Source organism: Pelomonas sp. SE-A7 (assembly GCF_030345705.1).
Lineage (GTDB): Bacteria > Pseudomonadota > Gammaproteobacteria > Burkholderiales > Burkholderiaceae_C > JAUASW01.
In genome coordinates, this window is sequence record NZ_JAUASW010000001.1 from 2691298 (window position 1) to 2710323 (window position 19026).

A 19026-nucleotide genomic window follows, 5' to 3' on the forward strand; every position below is an offset into this window, starting at 1 on the left:
GAAAGATGACCCGTTTCAGGAAAGAGCACGACGAATCAGCAGCAGCGCGCCGGCGGCCGAGTCGCCCTGGGGCGGCACGCAGCGCTGGCGCAAGGTGGTGGAGAACAGCGGGCCCAGGCGCACGGCGATGCTGCCGCACAGGGCCATGGGCAGGTCGCCCGCAGGGTCAAGCGCGGCGGCCAGCTTCTCCAGCTCGATCACGGCCTCGCCGACAAAGCCTTCGGCGACCGCATCGCCGGCTGCATGTTCAAAGACCAGCGGCGCCAGCGTCGCATAGCCATGCTGGCCGGCCGCTGCACACCAGGCGATCAGCGATTCGCGGTCCTGGCCGGCCACGCGCCAGATGCCACGGGCCAGCGTGCCGGCCTGGGCGCGGCCATCCAGCGCCTGCATGGCATGACGCATGGCCTTCTGGCCCAGCCAGGCACCGCTGCCTTCATCGCCGATGATCCAGCCCCAGCCGCCAACGCAGACACGGCTGCCGTCGCGGCGCAGCGCTTCTCCCACCGAGCCCGTGCCCGAAGCGATCACCGCTCCCGGCTCGCCGCCATGGGCGCCGAGCACCGTGGTGTAGCCATCGTTGTCCAGCACCACACGCGCATAGCCGGGATGGCCGGACAGGAACTCGGCCACCGCCTGCGCATTGCCGGCACCCGACATGCCCAGGCCGATGGCGCATTCGGCCAGATCAAGCTGCTCCATGCCGGCGCCTCGGCAAGCCACTTGCAGCGCTTGTTGCACATGGGCCCAGGCCTGAGCGACGCCCTGGCCCAGGGCCGAAGGACCGGCATCACCCTGGCCAAGTTGGCGGCCATCGACGGTGGAAAGACGCAGCCGTGTGCCGGTGCCGCCGCCATCAACGCCGATCAGAAAGCGCACAGGGCCAGCAGCTGGGTTGGCCGCGGCGGATCGGGTCTGGAATGCGGTACTCATCGTGATACCAGTCTAATACCAACGGCTTTGAAGCGTCAATTGGTATTTCACTGGTTTTGGTGGGCCGCCCGGCCGCGGGTCACAGGGAAAAAGGCGAGGGCCTAGGGCTGCGGGCGTGCAATCACCATACCAGTTTAGAACCAAGCCGCGGATCAGGGCCAGCCCTAGGATTGGTATCTATCCGTGCAGCGTCCAGTCGAGGGTTCGCCCCTGCGCCGCCAGCCAGGCACGGGCCTGGGAAAAATGGCCGCAGCCCAGGAAGGGCACGGGTGGCCGCATCGCCGAAAGCGGCGAAGGGTGATTGGCCTGCAGCAACAGATGGCGGCCGCCCGCCGCTTCAATCAGGGCCGCCTTGGCCTGGGCATGGGCACCCCACAGCATGAAGACCTTGGGGCCGGCGTCGCGGGCCGCGGCCGCTATCAGCGCATCGGTCAGCGCCTCCCAGCCCTTCTTGGCATGGCTGGCGGGCTGGCCGTCTTCCACCGTCAAACAGGTGTTCAACAACAGCACACCGCGGCGCGCCCAGTCGCCCAGGTGCGGGCTCATGGGTGGCTGCTGGCCCAGGTCGCGCTGCAGTTCCTTGAAGATGTTGCGCAGGCTGGGCGGCACTTTCTGGCCAGCCGGCACCGAGAAGGACAGGCCCTCGGCCTGGCCAGGGCCGTGGTACGGGTCCTGGCCCAGGATCACGACCTGAATTTGGTTCAGCGGCGTCAGCTGCAACGCTCGCAGCGGCTCGGGCGGATAGATGGTCGCGCCGGCCGCCTCGCGCTGCGCCAGAAACGCCAGCAGCGATTGGCCGGCCGCACTGTTTCGCCAGGCCTGCAGAGCCGGCTGCCAGCCGGCGTCAGCGTCGTCCCAGTCCAGCTTCATGGAAAGAACAGCTCGGCCAGCGCCTGGCCCGGCACCGGCGCGCGCATGAAGGCCTCGCCGACCAGGAAGGCATTCACCTCGGCCGCCCGCATCGTCTGCACATCGGCCCGGCCCAGAATGCCGGACTCGGTCACCAGCAGCCGGTCTTCAGGCACGTGCTTCAACAGGCCCAGCGTCGTTTCCAGCGTGACGTCGAAGGTCCGCAGATTGCGGTTGTTGATGCCCACCAGCGGCGTCTTCAGTCGCAGGGCCCGGTCCAGCTCGGCGCCGTCATGCACCTCGACCAGAACGTCCAGCCCCAAACTCAGCGCGCAGGCCTCGAGGTCGACCATCAGGGCGTCCTCCAGGCTGGCGACGATCAGCAGGATGCAGTCGGCACCCATGGCCCGCGCTTCGTAGACCTGGTACTCGTCGACCATGAAGTCCTTGCGCAGCACCGGCAGCTCGCAGGCGGCTCGGGCCTGCTGCAGATAGGCGACCGCGCCCTGGAAGAAGCGCTCGTCGGTCAGCACGCTGAGGCAGGCCGCGCCATGCTCGGCGTAGCTGGCGGCGATCTCGGCCGGCCGGAAGTCCTCACGCAGCACGCCCTTGCTGGGGCTGGCCTTCTTGATCTCGGCGATCACGGCCGCGTCACCGGCGGCGACCTTGGCCCGCAGCGCACGCTCGAAGCCGCGCAGGTCGCGCCGGGCTTCGGCCTCTTCACGCAGGCTGGCCAGCGAGCGACGCGCCTTGGCGGCCGCCACTTCCTCGTGCTTGACCGCGTTGATCTTGTTCAGGATGTCGGACATGAATCGGTTCCCGTCTTGCTCAGAGGCTCAGGCCTTCGCGGCCCAGGCCCAGCCGCGCGGCCAGCACATCGGCCAGCTCGCTCGTCAATCGATGCTCTTCTCGGTCGGCCCCGCCGCGGGTCTGGAACAGGCGCAGCGGCCGTCCGCCATCGTCATGGCGCAGCTCCAGCGCCAGCGAGCGCCGCTTGCTGCCGGCCACGCAGAAAAGCCGCCAGCCCTCGCCTTGCAAATCCCGCGGCTCGCCGACTTCGCCCAGCGGCTCGGCCCGCTTCTGCTGCAGATCCAATTGCCAGCCCACGCCTTCGCGGCGCATCAGCAAGAACATCAGCATGCCGACCAGCACCAGACCCAGGGCCAGCCAGCCGAGTTCGCTGCGCCAGGCCCAATCAGGATTGCGGGCCGCGGCCAGGCCGAGGCCCGTGCCGCCCAGCGTGACCACCAGGGCCGCCGGATGCGGCTCCAGGCGCGGCAGCAGCAGACTGCCCGCGGCCCGCGCCTGATCGATCAGGGCGCGCAGCAAGGTGGCATCGGAGCGCAGGCCCATGGCGCTTCAGTGGCCCGCTTGCGTGGCCGCCACGAACTGGGCGAGCTTGGCGCGCGCGGCACCGCTGGCGATGACTTCACGCGCCTGCTCGATGCCCTCGGCGATGGAGCCGGCCACATTGGCGGCATACAGCGTGGCCCCGGCATTCAGCAGCACGATGTCGCGCGCCGGGCCGGGCTCGTTGTCCAGCACGGCCAGCAGCATGGTCTTGCTCTGCGCCGGGCCGTCGACCTTGAGGCTGCGGTTGGAGGCCATGGCCAGGCCGAAGTCCTCGGGATGGATCTCGTACTCGCGCACCTCGCCGTTCTTCAGCTCGCCGACCAGGGTGGCGGCGCCCAGCGAGATCTCGTCCATGCCGTCCTTGCCGTAGACCACCAGCGCATGCTCGGCGCCCAGGCGCTGCAGCACGCGCACCTGGATGCCGACCAGGTCGGGGTGGAACACGCCCATCAGGATGTTGGGCGCGCCGGCCGGGTTGGTCAGCGGGCCCAGGATGTTGAAGATGGTGCGCACGCCCAGCTCACGCCGCACCGGACCGATGTTCTTCATCGCCGGATGGTGATTGGGCGCGAACATGAAGCCGATGCCACTGCTGGTGACGCAATGCGCCACCTGCTCGGGGCTCAGGTCCAGGCGCGCGCCCAGGGCTTCCACGGCATCGGCGCTGCCGGTCTTGCTGGAGACGCTGCGGTTGCCATGCTTGGCCACCTGGGCGCCGGCCGCGGCGGCCACGAACATCGAGCAGGTCGAGATGTTGAAGGTATGGGCGCCGTCGCCGCCGGTGCCGACCACGTCGACCAGGTTAGGCAGCTTGGGCAGCGGCACCTTGACCGAGAACTCGCGCATCACCTCGGCCGCGGCCGTGATCTCGCCAATCGTCTCCTTCTTGACGCGCAGGCCTATCAGCAGAGCCGAGGCGATCACCGGCGACATCTCGCCGGCCATGATGCGGCGCATCAGGGCCAGCATCTCGTCGTGGAAGATCTCGCGGTGCTCGATGACGCGGGTCAGGGCTTCGTTGTCGGTGATCGGCATGGCATCAAGCTCCGAAGTATTCGCGCATCGCGGCGACGGCACGGTCGATGCCGGTGGCATCGACATCGAGATGGGTGACGAAGCGCAGGCGGTACAGGCCGGTGGCCAGCACGCCGCGCGACTTCAGGAAGGGCACGACGCCGGCGGCCTGGTCGGCGGCCGTGACATCGACAAAGACGATATTGGTCTGCGGAGCCTCGACCGTGAGGCCGTTGATGCCGGCCAGCCCGTCGGCCAGGCGGCGGGCCAGGGCATGGTCGTCCGCCAGGCGGTTCACATGATGGTCCAGCGCATGCTGCGCAGCCGCGGCCAGCAGGCCGGCCTGTCGCATGCCGCCGCCGCACATCTTGCGCCAGCGGTGGGCCTGCTTGATGAAGTCGCGGCTGCCGCACAGCACCGAGCCCACCGGCGCGCCCAGGCCCTTGGAGAAGCAGACCGAGACCGAGTCGAAATGGCTGCAGATGGCCTTGGCCGCCGCATAGGCATCGCCATTGAACTCGCCGGCCACGGCCACCGCAGCATTGAAAAGCCGCGCGCCATCGAGATGCCGTGCCAGCCCCTTGCGCGAAGCCAGCTGGGTGGCCTCGGCGAGGTAGCTCATGGGCAGGACCTTGCCGCCAATGGTGTTCTCCAGGCACAGCAGGCGACTGCGCGCGAAATGCGCATCGTCCGGCTTGATCTGGGCCTCGATCTCGGCCAGCGGCAGCGAGCCGTCCGGCGCATGGGCGATGGGCTGGGGCTGGATGGACCCGAGCACGGCCGCGCCCCCGCCTTCCCAGCGGAAGGTGTGGGCGTACTGGCCGACCAGGTATTCGTCGCCGCGCTGGCAATGGCTCAGGAGCGCGCAGAGATTGCTCTGCGTGCCGCTGGGCATGAACAGGCCGGCCTCGAAGCCGAGGCGCGCTGCAGTGGCGTCCTGCAGCGCATTGACGCTGGGGTCGTCGCCGAAAACATCGTCGCCCAGCGGCGCGGCCGCCATGGCGGCTCGCATTGCGGCCGTGGGTTGCGTGACGGTGTCGCTGCGCAGATCGATGACGGGGCTCACAGCGCCAGCTCCAGGAAGTTCTTCAGCTGCGCATGGCCATGCTCGGAGAGTATGGATTCCGGGTGGTACTGCACGCCTTCCAGCGGCGTGGCCGTGCCGGCCAGCTCGCGGTGGCGCACGCCCATGATCTCGCCGTCCTCGCTGCGGGCCGTGACCTCCAGCTCGGCCGGCAGCGTGGCTTCCTCGATCACCAGCGAGTGGTAGCGGATCACGCTGAATTGGCGCGGCAGGCCCTTGAACACACCCTTCTGGTCCGTGGTCAGCGTGCTGGCCTTGCCGTGCATTTGCGTCTGGGCCCGCACGATGCGGCCGCCCAGGGCCGCGCCAATGCTCTGGTGGCCCAGGCAGACGCCCAGGATGGGCAGCTTGCCCTTGAAGGCGCGGATCGCCTCCACGCAGACGCCCGCCTCGGCCGGCGTGCAGGGCCCGGGCGAGAACACCAGGTGCCGCGGCTTCAGCGCGCCGATTTCCTCGACCGTGATCTGGTCGTTGCGCACCACCTTCACCTCGGCGCCGAGTTCACCGAAGTACTGCACCAGGTTGAAGGTGAAGCTGTCGTAGTTGTCGATCATCAACAGCATTTCAGAACCCCTCTTCCACAAGTTCAGCCGCACGCAGCAAGGCACGCGCCTTGGCTTCCGTCTCTTTCCATTCCAGCTCGGGCACCGAATCGGCCACGATGCCGGCCGCAGCCTGCACGTAGAGCGTCTGGTCCTGGATCACGCCGGTGCGGATCGCGATGGCCAGGTCCATGTCGCCGGCAAAGCTCAGGTAGCCGCAGGCGCCGCCGTAGATGCCGCGCTTGACCGGCTCCAGCTCGTCGATGATCTGCATCGCCCGGATCTTGGGTGCACCCGACAGCGTGCCGGCCGGGAAGGTGGCGCGGAACACGTCCATGCTGGACAGACCCTGCTTCAGCGTGCCCTCGACGTTGGAGACTATGTGCATCACATGCGAGTAGCGCTCCACCGCGAAAGCGTCGGTCAGCTTGACCGAACCGGTCTCGGCGATGCGGCCCACGTCGTTGCGGGCCAGGTCGATCAGCATCAGGTGCTCGGCCCGCTCTTTCGGGTCAGCCTTCAGTTCGGCTTCCAGCGCCAGATCCTTCTCCACCGTGCCGCCGCGCGGCCGGGTGCCGGCCAGCGGGCGGATGGTGACCTGCTGGCCGCCCGCGGTCTTTTCCTGGCGCACCAGGATCTCGGGCGAGGCGCCGACGATCTGGAAGTCGCCCATGTCGTAGAAGTACATGTAGGGGCTGGGGTTCAGCGAGCGCAGCGCCCGGTACAGGCTCAGCGGCGAGCCGGTGTAGCGCTTGCGCAGGCGCTGGCCGAAGACGATCTGCATGCAGTCGCCGGCGGCGATGAATTCCTTGGCCTTGAGCACGTTCGCCTCGAACTCGGCCCGCGGGAACTCGCGCTCCACCGGATGGGCCTCGCTGCGCACCACGCGCGGCGCGCTGACGCTGTAGGCCAGCTTGTCGCGCAGCTCGGTCAGGCGCTTCTTGCCGCGAAAATAGGCCTCGGGCTGGCCGGGGTCGGCATAGACGATCAGGTAGAGCCGGCCGCTGAGGTTGTCGATGACCGCCAGCTCCTCGCATTGCAAGAGCATCACGTCGGGCGTGTTCAGGCCGCCGCTCTTCTCGGTCTGGGCCAGCTTGGGCTCGATGTAGCGCACGGCGTCGTAGCCGAAGTAGCCCGCCAGGCCGCCGCAGAAGCGCGGCAGGCCCGGCCGCAGCGCCACCTTGAAGCGCTGCTGGTAGGCCTCGATGAAGTCGAGCGGATTGCCCTCGTGGGTCTCGACCAGCTCGCCGTCGCGCAGCACCTCGGTACGCTGGCCGGCGCTTCTCAACACCGTGCGGGCCGGCAGGCCTATGAAGGAATAGCGGCCGAAGCGCTCGCCGCCCACCACCGATTCCAGCAAAAAGCTGTGCTTGCCCTGGCCGGAACCGGCGCAGAGCTTGAGGTAGAGGGAGAGTGGGGTTTCCAGGTCCGCAAAAGCCTCGCTGATCAGCGGGATGCGGTTGTAGCCTTCGGCGGCCAGGCTCTGGAATTCAAGTTCTGTGATCACGTCAACACACCTTGCTAGTGTGCGCAGCCTTCACGAGCGCGCACCAATCTACAGGCGCTGCGCTGGCCGGATCAGAGAAGAGTGAGGGCCCGGGTCGCGGGCAGGTCGGCAAGCAGCAGCGGCTTCAAGTGAAGTCGGTTGGGCGACGCCAGGGCCAGGCTCCCCGGTCGTTCGACCCCTTGATCTGCTTGCGCGTGATGAACATGCGGGCGAGTGTACTGGCAATCGAACGTCCGTGAATTCGGCCGCGGACAAGGCTCGCTCGCCTGGCTCATACTCGGCCTCTGGCATCACAGGCCGGGCTTGGCCCCGGCCGACAACAACGGAGTGGGACATCAGAATGCGTAGCCGTCGATCACTGATTGCGCTGGCCGTGGCCGCCACCGCCGCCCTCCTGCTGCCGCTGGGCAGCCAGGCCGACACCGTCGAAGTGGCAGGGGTCAAGTACGACACCCAGGCCGAGGTGGGTGGCAAGAAGCTGGTGCTCAATGGCGCCGGCATCCGCTACGCGGTGGTGATCAAGGTCTATGCGGCCGGCCTGTACCTCTCCGAGAAGACCAACGATCCGGATGCCTTGCTGGCCATGGCCGGCCCCAAGCGCCTGCACATCGTGGCCCTGCGCGACATCGACGGCAACGACCTCGGCAAGAAGTTCACCAAGGGCATGGAAGCCAATGCCCCGCGCGAGGAATTCGTCAAGTCGATCAACGGCGTGCTCAAGGTGGCCGAACACTTCGCCGCCAAGAAGGAACTGGCCAAGGGCGAGAGCTTCACGGTGGACTACATCCCCGGCGTTGGCTCGCAGATCCTGATCAATGGCAAGGTCGCCGGCGATCCGATCAAGGAGCCCGAGTTCTTCACTGCCCTGATGCGCATCTGGCTGGGCAAGTCGCCCGCCGATGACTCGCTGAAGGAAGCGCTGCTCGGCATCGAGCGCAAACGCCGCCGCTGAGTATCTTCCTTAGCCCAGCTCGACCAACGAGTCGATGAAGCGGTCGGCATCGACCGCTTCGATAGGTTCGCCATGGTTGTAGCCGTAGCGAACCAGCACCACCGGACAACCGGCCGCCCGCGCGGCCTTCGCGTCGTTGCTGGAGTCGCCGATCATCCAGCTTGATCCGGGCGGCGTGCCCAGCGCCTCGCAGGTCTTCAGCAGGGGCATCGGGTCGGGCTTCTTGCGCTCGAAATCGTCGCCGCCGAAGACCTGGTCGAAGAAGCCGTCCAGGCCCTTGCGGCGCAAGAGCTCGCGGGCAAAGCGGGCTGGCTTGTTGGTCAGGCAGGCCATGGGCAGGCCGCGTGCCCTCAAGAGCTGCAGGCCCTCGGCCACGCCGGGGAACAGATCCGAATGCTCGCCGTTGGCCGCCTCGTAGTGCCGCTGGTAGCGGGCCCAGGCCTCCTCGTAGAGCGCGGCCGGCGCGCCGACCTCGGCCAGCGTGCTGCGTATCAGGTGCTCGCTTCCCTGCCCTACCGTGTGCTCGACGAAGCGCCGGTCCACGCCGCGCTGGCCCAGCTCGGCCAGCACCTGGTTCAGCACGAAGACGAAGTCGCCGAGGGTATCGACCAGGGTGCCGTCCAGGTCGATCAGGAAGGCGGTGGGCAAGGGAAGTTCGTGGGGCATCAAGCAAAAAGGACGACGGGGAGGAAGTGACTAGCCGCCGGCCCGGGCGATCTCGGTTTCGACGAAGCTCCACAGCCGGACCTCCTCGCTGAAGGCCACGTTGAAGCGCAGCCAGCCGGTCTCGCGGGGCTCGGGATAGAACAGATGGCCGGGGCCCAGCATGATGCTGTGGCGCGCGGCCTCCTGCGACAGCAGGCCGGCATCGGGGATGTCGGGGTGGCGCGCCCACAGATACATGCCGCTCGTGCCCTGGGTGTGGAGCTCGAAGCCGAGCTGGCTCAGCCGCGAGGCCACCACCAGCTGGGCCGCTGCCAGCCGGCCGCGCAGCTTGCCCAGGTGCTTGCGCCAGCGGCCTTCGGTCAGGGCGCGCAGCACCAGGCGCTCGTTCAGGTCGGACGAGGTCAGGCCCGAGACCATCTTGCGCGTGGCCAGGTCTTCCAGCAGCTTCGGGGCCGCGGCCACATAGCCGACCCGCAGATTGGGCGAGATGGTCTTGGAGAAGCTGCCCAGGTAGGCCACGCGCTGCAGCTGGTCCAGGCTGGCCAGGCTGGGATTCAGCTGCTCGTCGAGGTCGGCATAGATGTCGTTCTCGACGATGGCGAACTCATGCTGATGGGCCAGCTGCAGCAGGCGCAGCAGCTGGTTCAGCGGCACCGTGGAATTGCTCGGGCTGTGCAGGCGCGGCTGGGTGAAGAACACCTTGGGCTTGTGCTCGGCCAGCAGGGCTTCCAGCGCGGCCAGGTCGTAGCCCTCGGGCGTGCGCGGCACCGGCAGCAGCGTGGCACCGAGGTAGCGCAGGATGTAGAGCATGTTCGGATAGCCGGGCGAGTCCACCAGCACCGCCTCGCCGGGCTTGACGAAGTAGCGGGCCAGCAGGTCCATGGCCTGGCTGGAGCCCTGGGTCAGCAGGATGGCGTCGGCCTTGGCCTTGATCTGGCGCTCCGCCAGCAGCTCGGCCAGCAGTTCGCGCAGGCCGGCATGGCCATAGGGCGAGCCGTAGCCGCCCAGCTCGGCGCCCTCCTGCGCCAGTTGGCGGAAGGCGCGGTGCACGCCCTCTTGGAACAGCCAGTCCTGAGGCAGCCAGCCGCAGCCGGCCTTGATGTCCAGCTCGCGGGTCTCGAAGATCTGGCGCAGGTACCACTTGGCGTCGAACTGCACCTGCACCTCGGCGGCCGGTTGCGCCGCCGCCGTGGCGCGCAGCCGCACGAAGAAACCCGCATTCGGCTTGGAATGCACCAGGCCCAGGGCCACCAGCCGGTCATAGGCCTCGACCACGGTAAAGACGCTAACGCCTTGAGTCTGCGCAAACTGGCGGATGGACGGCAGCCGGCCGCCCGGCCGCAGGCCCTGCGTGGCGATCAGCTGCTGGAAGCCGCCGACGATCTGGGCCACCAGGGGCGTAGTCGAGTCGTGCTCAAGGGAAAACATGGGTGGAGAGCATCTGTACAGGCCCGCGCACCAGTACGGCGCGGCGCTGTGTGCCGGCAACTGTACCTGTTGCCCTGGGCGGCGGACTCCTAGAGTGCCTCGCATCAAGACCCAGCACAGGATTCCCTCACCATGACCCAATCCACAAGCAATGCCCAACTGATGGCGCGCCGCCGCGCCGCCGTGGCCCGAGGCGTCGGCCAGGGCCACGAGATCTTCATAGACCGCGCCGCCAATGCCGAGGTCTGGGATGTGGAAGGCAAGCGCTACATAGACTTCGCCGGCGGCATCGCCGTGCTCAACACCGGCCACGGCCATCCGCAGGTGATCGATGCCGTGCGCCAGCAACTGGGCCTCTACACCCACACCTGCTTCCAGGTGCTGGCCTACGAGCCCTATGTGGAGCTGGCCGAGAAGCTCAATGCGCTGGCCCCGGGCGACTTCGCCAAGAAGACCCTGCTGCTCTCCAGCGGCGCCGAGGCGGTGGAGAACGCGGTCAAGATCGCCCGCGCCTACACCCGGCGTTCCGGCGTCATCGCCTTCAGCGGCGGTTATCACGGCCGCACGATGATGACCCTGGGCCTGACCGGCAAGGTCCTGCCCTACAAGACCGGCTTCGGCCCCTTCCCGGGCGAGATCTTTCATGCCCGCTTCCCCAATGCCCTGCACGGCATCAGCGTCGATGAGGCGATGGCCTCGATCGAGCAGATCTTCAAGAACGACATCGAGCCCGAGCGCGTGGCAGCCTTCATCGTCGAACCGGTGCAGGGCGAAGGCGGCTTCTACGTGGCGCCGGTGGAGTTCATCCGCCGCCTGCGCGCCCTGGCCGACCAGCACGGCATCCTGCTGATCGCCGACGAGGTGCAGACCGGCGCAGGCCGCACCGGCACCTGGTTCGCCAGCGAGCAATGGGGCGTGGCGCCCGACCTGATCACCACGGCCAAGTCGCTGGCCGGCGGCTTCCCGATCTCGGGCGTGGTCGGCCGTGCCGAAGTGATGGACGCCCCCGCCCCCGGCGGCCTGGGCGGCACCTATGCCGGCAGCCCCATCGCCTGCGCCGCAGCGCTGGCCGTGCTCAAGGTCTTCGAGCAAGAGCAATTGCTGGCGCGCAGCCAGGCCATGGGCGAGCGCATCCGCCAGCGCCTGAAGGCCATGGCACGCGAGCTGCCCGTCATAGGCGACGTGCGCGGCCTGGGCGCCATGGTGGCCTTCGAGCTGTTCTTCACCAGCCAGGGCCAGGCCGACCTCAAGGCCCCGCATGCCGAGCTGACCCGCCACGTGCTGGCCCTGGCCGCCCGGCGCGGCCTGATCCTGCTGTCCTGCGGCAGCTATGGCAACGTGGTCCGCATCCTGGTGCCGCTGACCGCCTCGGACGCGCTGGTCGACGAAGGCCTGGACATCCTGCAAGCCTGCCTGCGCGAAGCGAGCCTCGCATGAGCGCCGGCCCCTTGCTGCAGCTGCAGGACCGCGCCCTGCTCAAGACCGCGGCCTATGTGGGCGGCGCCTGGCTGGAGCGGCCGCAGCAGTTCGCGGTGAGCGACCCGGCCACCGGCCTGGAGCTGGCGCGCGTGGCCAATCTGGGCGCCGCCGAGGCCGAGCAGGCCATAGCCGCCGCCAACGCGGCTTGGCCCGCCTGGCGCGACAGCACGGCCAAGGAGAGGGCGGCCCTGCTGATGCGCTGGCATGCGCTGATGCTGCAGCATGCCGACGACCTGGCCCGGCTGATGACGGCCGAGCAGGGCAAGCCGCTGGCCGAGGCCCGCGGCGAGGTGGCCTACGGCGCCAGCTTCGTCGAATGGTTCGCCGAAGAGGCGCGCCGGGCCACCGGCGAAATCATTCCCACGCACGACAAGAGCAAGCGGCTGCTGGTGCTCAAGCAGGCGATCGGCGTCTGCGCGGCCATCACGCCGTGGAACTTCCCGCTGGCCATGATCACGCGCAAGGTGGCGCCGGCCCTGGCCGCGGGCTGCACGGTCGTCATCAAGCCGGCCGAGCAGACGCCGCTGACCGCCCTGGCCCTGGCCGAGTTGGCGGCGCGCGCCGGCTTCCCGGCCGGCGTCTTCAATGTGCTGACGGCCGACGGCCCCAACTCGGTCGCCATCGGCAAGGCCCTGTGCGAAAGTCCGGTGGTGCGCCACCTGTCCTTCACCGGATCGACCGAGGTGGGCCGCATCCTGATGCGGCAATGCGCGACTACGATCAAGAAGCTCTCGCTGGAACTCGGCGGCAACGCGCCCTTCATCGTGTTCGACGATGCCGACCTGGACAGCGCCGTCGAAGGCGCGCTGGCCAGCAAGTTCCGCAACGCCGGCCAGACCTGCGTCTGTACCAACCGTTTCTATGTGCAGGACGGCGTCTACGAGGCCTTCGTCGCCAAGCTGGCCGAGCGCGTGGGCCAGCTCCGGCTCGGCAACGGCTTCGACCCCGAGGTGCAGGTGGCCGCGCTGATCGACGACCCGGCCGTGGCCAAGGTCCAGCAGCATGTGGTCGACGCCCAGGCCAAAGGTGGCCGCGTGCTGACCGGCGGGCAGTTGCGCTCGGGCCGGCTCTACGAACCCACGGTGATTGCCGAGGCGAGCGCCGACATGCTCTGCGCCCGCGAGGAATCCTTCGGCCCGGTGGCGCCGGTGTTCCGCTTCAAGACCGAGGCCGAGGCCATCGCCCTGGCCAACGACACCGAGTTCGGCCTGGCCAGCTACTTCTACAGCCGCGACATGGCCCGCATCTTCCGCGTGGCCGAGGCGCTGGAGTACGGCATGGTGGGCATCAACACCGGGCTGATTTCAACGGCTGAGGCGCCGTTCGGCGGGGTCAAGCAATCGGGCCTGGGGCGCGAAGGATCGCGGCATGGGATCGAGGACTATCTGGAGATGAAGTATTTGTGTTTGGGGGGTGTTTGAGGTGGGGTGACTGCTGCGCACCACCTTCCCCGTTGAAGCCGAGATCCCTCCTCGGCCATGCAGTTCATGATGGGCTTGGGCACTGCCCGCGGCCCGCTGGGTCCGGCGCCTCGAACGCCACCACGTCCCGCTGATCTTCATCCACGTTGCGGATGCATTCCCTGGGCAACGGATCAAATATGCGTCCTAACACAGTTCAGACGCGTCCGCACTGCAAGTCAGGCCGCCAGAAGGCAGCCGCCCGAGCGGCGACTTGAATTCTTGTCGCGCCCAGCCCCATCACAAACAACTCCTTGATGGGAGCTTTCTACAGAAAAAGTAGCGCCCAGACTGTTGTTCGACTGCGCCGACAAAACAATTCCAGTCGGCAGCCACGCAGATTCAATCGATATTGTCGGGAGGGGAAAATGCGCAAATCGTACTCACGTATTGCGGACTGCAAGCCAGTCGTCGCCAGCGCTCGAACCAGACTGCTTATTGCCCTGCGAAAACTCGCAGCTGTAAGCATATGGCCGTTGATGCTGGCCTTGACGTTCCTCGTGCCAATGCAAGATGCCAGCGCGCTTGGGTTCGTCCAAAAAAAGGTGCAATCTGGTTGGTGCGACGTCTATTACAGCGGAAATTTCTGCGGTACGAGCCCCAATGAAATATATACCGTAGTATTCCACAAACTGTACGACAACCAAGTTGGCCCAGGCCCACGCTGGGAGTACGTGCACGTGATTCGCGGCTCCGCCAAATGCACCCCGATACCTGTTCCAGCCGGAGCTGTTGATTGCTTCGGGCTCGGCTTGTGTACTGATTACAAGGACGGGAGCAGTTCACCCTGCACGGGATTCACGATGGCGATTCGCCCAGTCCTGGACAAGATCTGTCCGTCGAATTCGGTCGACGCACCTCCCGGCTCACCCGGACCTTGTCAATGCACGAAGAACTTCTACCCATTGGACAACACCACCTGCATTCCCTATCGCGACGAGATCAAAGACAAAGCCAGCAATTGCAACACAACTAATCCTACATGGGGCAATCCTGTGCATCCGCTGGCTGGATCCAAGAGCATTGAAGTAGCGCTCGGGAATATTTTTGGCAGCACACTCAGCCTAAATTACAACACGCGCACCAAGGTGCCAACTTCAGCAGGTGACACCAAAGGGATCGAATACGACGGAAGCACGTTGGTGGCGGAAGGATGGGGACTATCATTTATTAGATCATTGGTCGTCCAAGCTGCCGACGCCCAGGGGAGTGGGGGCATTCAGCTTATTCGCGCTCCCGGCAATTTCAGTTCATTTACTTTAGGATCCGGTGTCTACACACCAATTTCAGACACTGCAGATCGGCTGATCGTAGTGAGCGGGGGCTTCCTTCATTACGACAGGGCAAAGAGCAGAATCGACAAATATGATTCGGGCGGCAAGTTACTGACCAGCCAAAGCATTGGCGGTCAAACCATCACCTACAAATACAGCGACCCTGCCACGCCTGCGGTTAACGCCGGAAATTGGGGCATGCCAATAGAGTTGCAGGACCAAACCGGTAGAAAGCTTCAGGTTTTCTACAAGAACAATGGAGTACGCGAGTCCCTGAGCAAGCTTTATTTGGACGCGCTGGAGATCTCGTCATTTTCCTATGACTCCAAGGGCCGGCTTGAATCGGTAGCGTGGCCCGATTTGGCTTCACAAGTTTTCGTCTACGAGGCAACCGCCTTGCCATGGGCCGTCACAGGGATCAAGGAAGGCTCGGCAAGATACGCGCGCTACGAGTACGACGACACTGGCCGCGCAATTGGCACTGAACTCGGCAGCAATGCAAACCGGCACACTGTTGAATGGGGTACACCACCAAGCCGGAGAATTTCCGTCGACTTGTCACAAGCCCCTGCCTTGGCTGTTCGGACAATTGAATGGGACGCACCTGTCGGGACACGGGTGCTATTGCCCAATGGCGAATCGACGGACCTATCGGTTTCAACCATTCAAGGCTCGCCCTATCTCACCGGTCAATCGCAACCTGCGGGATCGGGCTGTTCCGCGAGCAGCAAGAACCAGACGTTTGATGCACTGGGCAATGTCGAAAGACTAGATGGCTTTGATGGCAGGCGCAGTTGCTTTGCCCATGACCCAAGTCGCGGTACGGAGACGGTGCGGATAGAGGGGCTTGGCAGCGGAAATTCGTGTACATCGGTACTTGCCGAGGGCGTTGCGCTTCCCGATGCAAGTCGCAAGGTCTCCACCCAATGGCATCCCGATTGGCGGCTGGTTGTTCGGCGGGCAGAGCCGCGCCGAATCACCACCATGGTCTACAACGGTCAGCCCGATCCGTTCAATGGCAACGCCATTGCGTCATGCGCGCCAGGCTCGGCATTGTTGATGGACGGCGCACCCCTGGTTGTGTTGTGCAAGCAGGTTGAGCAGGCAACGACGGACCTGAATGGACGCCTGGGCTTCAGCGCGCCGCTGCAGAGCGGAGTCACAGCACGGATTTGGCAGTACACGTACAACGAGAGGGGTCAGGTCCTGACCATGAGGGACCCAAGAGGCAACACCACAATGAGCGCCTACTACGGCGACACCACCTCCGGTCACACCACAGGGGATCTGAAAAGCGTGGCAAATCCGTTGGGGCAAGTCACGCAGTACACGAAGTACACCTCATCGGGGCAGGTATTGGAGATGTCAGACGCAAACGGCGTCGTCACAAGCTTTACCTACGACGTTCGCCAGCGCCTGACCAGCGTCAAGATTGACGGCGCAACAACGACCTATACCTACTGGCCGACAGGTCTGCTCAAGCAGGTCAGTCAGCCCGACGGCAGCTTCATTGGCTACCAGTATGACGACGCGCATCGACTCGTTGGAGTCAACGACAGCCATGGCAATAGCATCGAGTACACGCTGGACAGTAGTGGCAATCGAACTTCGGAAAAGATCAAGGATTCAAGCGGCCAGTTGGCAAGCCAAATCACCCGGATATTTGACGCGCTCGGACGGGTGCAACAGTTGACACAGGGGGTGCAGCCATGAATGGCGAAAGAAGCCTCCGCCGCTGGAGCATCGCGATGCTGGCTGCGGCAACTGCATTGATTTACGAGCCTGCCATAGCTCAGACGGCGACAGCCTCCAAGCTGTACTTGGGCACGAACTCGATAGCGACGAGTCAGAGTTTGACGCTCGATGCGAGAGTTGCGCCTGGCGTCTTGGGGCAAGTCAGTTTCAAGGCCAACCAACAGGTCCTGGGTACCGTCTCCGTCGACCTTCGCGCGACCGAAGAATGTGCTCCAACTATGCTTCCCAAGCCGCCACCTGGGCCAGCAGGCATTGTTCTGCCGCCATCGTTGGAGTGTTGGTTGGTATTGCGAGGATTTGCCTCGTTGACCATTCCCGGCGGAACCCTGGTCCCGGGGCAGTACACAGTCACGGCCAGTTTTTCCAGCGCAGACGCTGCGTACGGAAATAGTCAGTCTGCAACCGCGAACTTGATGGTCACTGGGACGGGTGGCAATCCACCCCTCTCGTCAGCATCCTCCACGCTAGCGCATAAGTTCGAGTACGACGCCGATGGCAACCTGACCAAGACGGTTCAGGCCCCCGATCTGGTGGGCGGCAATTTCGCGACCACGAATGTCTATGACTCATTGGGTCGACGCCGGTCGATCACAAACGCCAGAAATGGCGCGGTTCAGCTGACCTATGACCTCCGCGACGAGCTGACGCAAGTCACGGACCCGCGAAGCCTTTCGACGCAGTACCAAGTCTCGGCGATGGGCGGCGTCACGCAGCAGACCAGCCCCGACACCGGCGTGACCAGCAATACCTACGACGTCGCCGGAAACTTGGTGACCAGCACCGATGCCAGGGGGTTCATCAGCAGCTTCAGCTATGACGCTCTAGATCGCCCTACGCTTCGCTCAGTGCGCAATCTTGCCAACAGCGGCACCCGCCAAATCACTTGGACCTACGACCAGGTTGGGAGCGGATTCAGCTACGGTGTCGGCCGCCTGACCACAGCGACGACGCCCGAGGCTTCAACGACCTTCAAGTACGACCCGACTGGCCGCGCAACACAGGTCGCCACGAAGATCCTGAATGAGGGAACACGCAGCGTTGGCTATTCGTACAACTCCGCGGGGCACATCACACAGCTCACCTATCCCTCTGGCCGTTCAGTCGTCTACACCTACACAGACGGACTAGTCACCGGTGTCGGATTGAAGGCCGCCAGCGGCTCAACATCGAGTCCCTTGCTCAGCCAGATTGTCACGAGCCCCTTGGGGGCTCCGACGGCGTGGCGCTGGAAAATGGCTAGCGGAGAGCAAACATATGCGCGGGAGTTCGATACCATGGGCCGAATCGTTCGCTACCCGCTGGGCACCATGGTGCGGGACTTGGCCTACGACGCCGCTGGCCGCATCCTTTCTTACCGCCATTCAGACGCCAGCACGGGTTCGCCGCTAGCCAATCTGAATCAGGACTTCGGCTACGACGAGTTGGGTCGGCTTCTGTTGGCCACCATGGGCACCAGCTCTTGGACCTACAGCTATGACGCCAATGGCAACCGAACCCTGCTCGGCAATGCCAGCGGCACAAGCACGTACACCACGGCCACCAACAGCAATCGTCTGTTGAGCATCACGAATCCGGCCCAGAGCTTCAGCTATGACGCGGCCGGCAATCAACTGACTGGCACCGCCATCTCAACGTACAACAACGAAGGCCGGCTCGCAAAGATGGTGGTGGGCAGTGCCAGTTTTGAAGCTGCCTACGATGCGTTGGGTCAACGTGTACGGAAGAAGATCACTTCCCCGGCCACGACGACGACAACGCACCTTGTCTACGACCTGAGCGGCCACCTGATCGGCGAGTACCTCAGCGATGGCAGTGCAAGCATGGAGTACATCTGGCTGGCGGATCTGCCGATTGCGGCTGTGCGAACCGCTGGAACCGGAACTCCGGAAGTTTTCTATATCCATGCCGACCATTTGGGTGCACCGCGAGTTGCCGTGGATCAGCAGAATCGGTTGCGGTGGCGCTGGGCGGGTGAGCCGTTTGGAGCTTGGCCGGCGGAAGCGAACCCGAGCAATGTGGGTGAGCTGAAGCTGTCGTTGCGATTTCCGGGTCAGCAGTACGATGAGTTCATTGGGACGCATTACAACTACTTCAGGGACTATGACCCGACCACGGGTCGGTATGTTCAAAGTGACCCCATCGGGCTTCAAGGGGGCGTCAACACCTATGCCTATGTTGACGACAATCCGCTCAACTATTCTGATCCATTGGGTTTATTTACGACCCTCAATCACGTCTCCATCACGATTGCAGCCTTACGGCAGTGTGGATTTACCTATCGGCGAGCCAACGAGCTCGCTTGGGCGGCTGCCGCGGGAGATTGGACGCCTTCATGGAAAGTATCTCAGAGTATTGGCTCAGCAAACTGGCACGCAATGGCACGGCCACGCCAAAGCGTTTCCGACGCACGGCGATCAACTGAGGCTTTTATTAAGGTTCAGTTGGCGTTTGGAACGACCGAGAGCATCGGACGGGCCATTCACGCGGCGCAGGACAGTGCAGCTCGAGGACACAAAGGCTACCAAACTTATACGGGGTACTCGGACCTTAACCATTTGGCAGGTGACGAATTCCCATCACCTGCCGAAATTCGAGATGCCATCCAAAAGACAAAGGCACTCTTCCCAGAGTGTAGATGCAAGTAACCATGCGACTCAATCGACGCATAGCAATCCGACTAGTACTTTGCACTTACGCAAGCATGGCGATAGCTGTAGCCTTAGCAATGAG

Annotated in this window: 15 protein-coding genes; 5 read left to right on the forward strand and 10 right to left on the reverse strand. The window is 65.0% G+C overall.

Annotated elements, in window-relative coordinates; genetic code table 11:
- Nucleotides 1-15 precede the first annotated feature (15 nt).
- The 8 genes from QT382_RS12215 to trpE all read right to left on the reverse strand — a co-directional run bounded on the left by QT382_RS12215 (nucleotide 16) and on the right by trpE (nucleotide 7282).
- Nucleotides 16-879: a glucosamine kinase nucleotide-binding domain-containing protein gene (locus QT382_RS12215; protein WP_289254298.1), complete on the reverse strand. Its 864-nt coding sequence runs from the start codon at nucleotides 877-879 to the stop codon at nucleotides 16-18.
- A 231-nt stretch (nucleotides 880-1110) separates the two neighbouring features.
- The gene (locus QT382_RS12220) at nucleotides 1111-1803 is read right to left on the reverse strand and encodes a uracil-DNA glycosylase (protein WP_289254299.1); all 693 of its coding nucleotides are present in this window, start codon (nucleotides 1801-1803) and stop codon (nucleotides 1111-1113) included.
- Complete coding sequence (gene trpC / locus QT382_RS12225) at nucleotides 1800-2591, reverse strand: indole-3-glycerol phosphate synthase TrpC (protein ID WP_289254300.1); 792 nt, start codon at nucleotides 2589-2591, stop codon at nucleotides 1800-1802. The genes QT382_RS12220 and trpC overlap by 4 nt, the downstream gene beginning before the upstream one ends.
- A gap of 19 nt (nucleotides 2592-2610) precedes the next feature.
- Nucleotides 2611-3135, reverse strand: a complete 525-nt coding sequence (locus QT382_RS12230; RefSeq protein ID WP_289254301.1) for a hypothetical protein — start codon at nucleotides 3133-3135, stop codon at nucleotides 2611-2613.
- Nucleotides 3136-3141: 6 nt separating this feature from the next.
- The gene (gene trpD, locus QT382_RS12235; RefSeq protein WP_289254302.1) at nucleotides 3142-4170 is read right to left on the reverse strand and encodes an anthranilate phosphoribosyltransferase; all 1029 of its coding nucleotides are present in this window, start codon (nucleotides 4168-4170) and stop codon (nucleotides 3142-3144) included.
- Between the two features lie 4 nt (nucleotides 4171-4174).
- On the reverse strand, nucleotides 4175-5215 hold the full coding sequence (gene ltaE, locus QT382_RS12240; RefSeq protein ID WP_289254303.1) for a low-specificity L-threonine aldolase: 1041 nt from the start codon (nucleotides 5213-5215) through the stop codon (nucleotides 4175-4177).
- The gene (locus tag QT382_RS12245; RefSeq protein WP_289254304.1) at nucleotides 5212-5796 is read right to left on the reverse strand and encodes an anthranilate synthase component II; all 585 of its coding nucleotides are present in this window, start codon (nucleotides 5794-5796) and stop codon (nucleotides 5212-5214) included. The genes ltaE and QT382_RS12245 overlap by 4 nt, the downstream gene beginning before the upstream one ends.
- A gap of 1 nt (nucleotide 5797) precedes the next feature.
- On the reverse strand, nucleotides 5798-7282 hold the full coding sequence (gene trpE, locus QT382_RS12250; RefSeq protein WP_289254305.1) for an anthranilate synthase component I: 1485 nt from the start codon (nucleotides 7280-7282) through the stop codon (nucleotides 5798-5800).
- A 340-nt stretch (nucleotides 7283-7622) separates the two neighbouring features.
- On the opposite strand from trpE, the gene QT382_RS12255 reads away from it, so the two are divergent.
- A complete protein-coding gene (locus tag QT382_RS12255; RefSeq protein ID WP_289254306.1) occupies nucleotides 7623-8234 on the forward strand; it encodes a chalcone isomerase family protein in 612 nt (203 codons plus the stop codon).
- Nucleotides 8235-8243: 9 nt separating this feature from the next.
- On the opposite strand, the gene gph is transcribed toward QT382_RS12255, so the two are convergent.
- Both gph and QT382_RS12265 read right to left on the reverse strand, forming a co-directional pair.
- Nucleotides 8244-8900 (reverse strand): phosphoglycolate phosphatase, encoded by a 657-nt coding sequence (gene gph, locus QT382_RS12260; RefSeq protein WP_289254307.1) that lies wholly within the window; start codon nucleotides 8898-8900, stop codon nucleotides 8244-8246.
- A gap of 30 nt (nucleotides 8901-8930) precedes the next feature.
- A complete protein-coding gene (locus tag QT382_RS12265) occupies nucleotides 8931-10328 on the reverse strand; it encodes an aminotransferase-like domain-containing protein (protein WP_289254308.1) in 1398 nt (465 codons plus the stop codon).
- A gap of 132 nt (nucleotides 10329-10460) precedes the next feature.
- Between QT382_RS12265 and gabT the strand changes: the two genes are divergently transcribed.
- From gabT to QT382_RS12285, 4 genes are all read left to right on the forward strand, one after another.
- On the forward strand, nucleotides 10461-11765 hold the full coding sequence (gene gabT / locus QT382_RS12270) for a 4-aminobutyrate--2-oxoglutarate transaminase (protein ID WP_289254309.1): 1305 nt from the start codon (nucleotides 10461-10463) through the stop codon (nucleotides 11763-11765).
- A complete protein-coding gene (locus QT382_RS12275) occupies nucleotides 11762-13228 on the forward strand; it encodes an NAD-dependent succinate-semialdehyde dehydrogenase (protein ID WP_289254310.1) in 1467 nt (488 codons plus the stop codon). The genes gabT and QT382_RS12275 overlap by 4 nt, the downstream gene beginning before the upstream one ends.
- Before the next feature lie 944 nt (nucleotides 13229-14172).
- Nucleotides 14173-16254, forward strand: coding sequence for an RHS repeat domain-containing protein (locus tag QT382_RS12280; protein ID WP_289254311.1), 2082 nt, complete (start codon nucleotides 14173-14175; stop codon nucleotides 16252-16254).
- Between the two features lie 35 nt (nucleotides 16255-16289).
- Nucleotides 16290-18941 (forward strand): RHS repeat-associated core domain-containing protein, encoded by a 2652-nt coding sequence (locus QT382_RS12285; protein ID WP_289254312.1) that lies wholly within the window; start codon nucleotides 16290-16292, stop codon nucleotides 18939-18941.
- Nucleotides 18942-19026 lie beyond the last annotated feature (85 nt).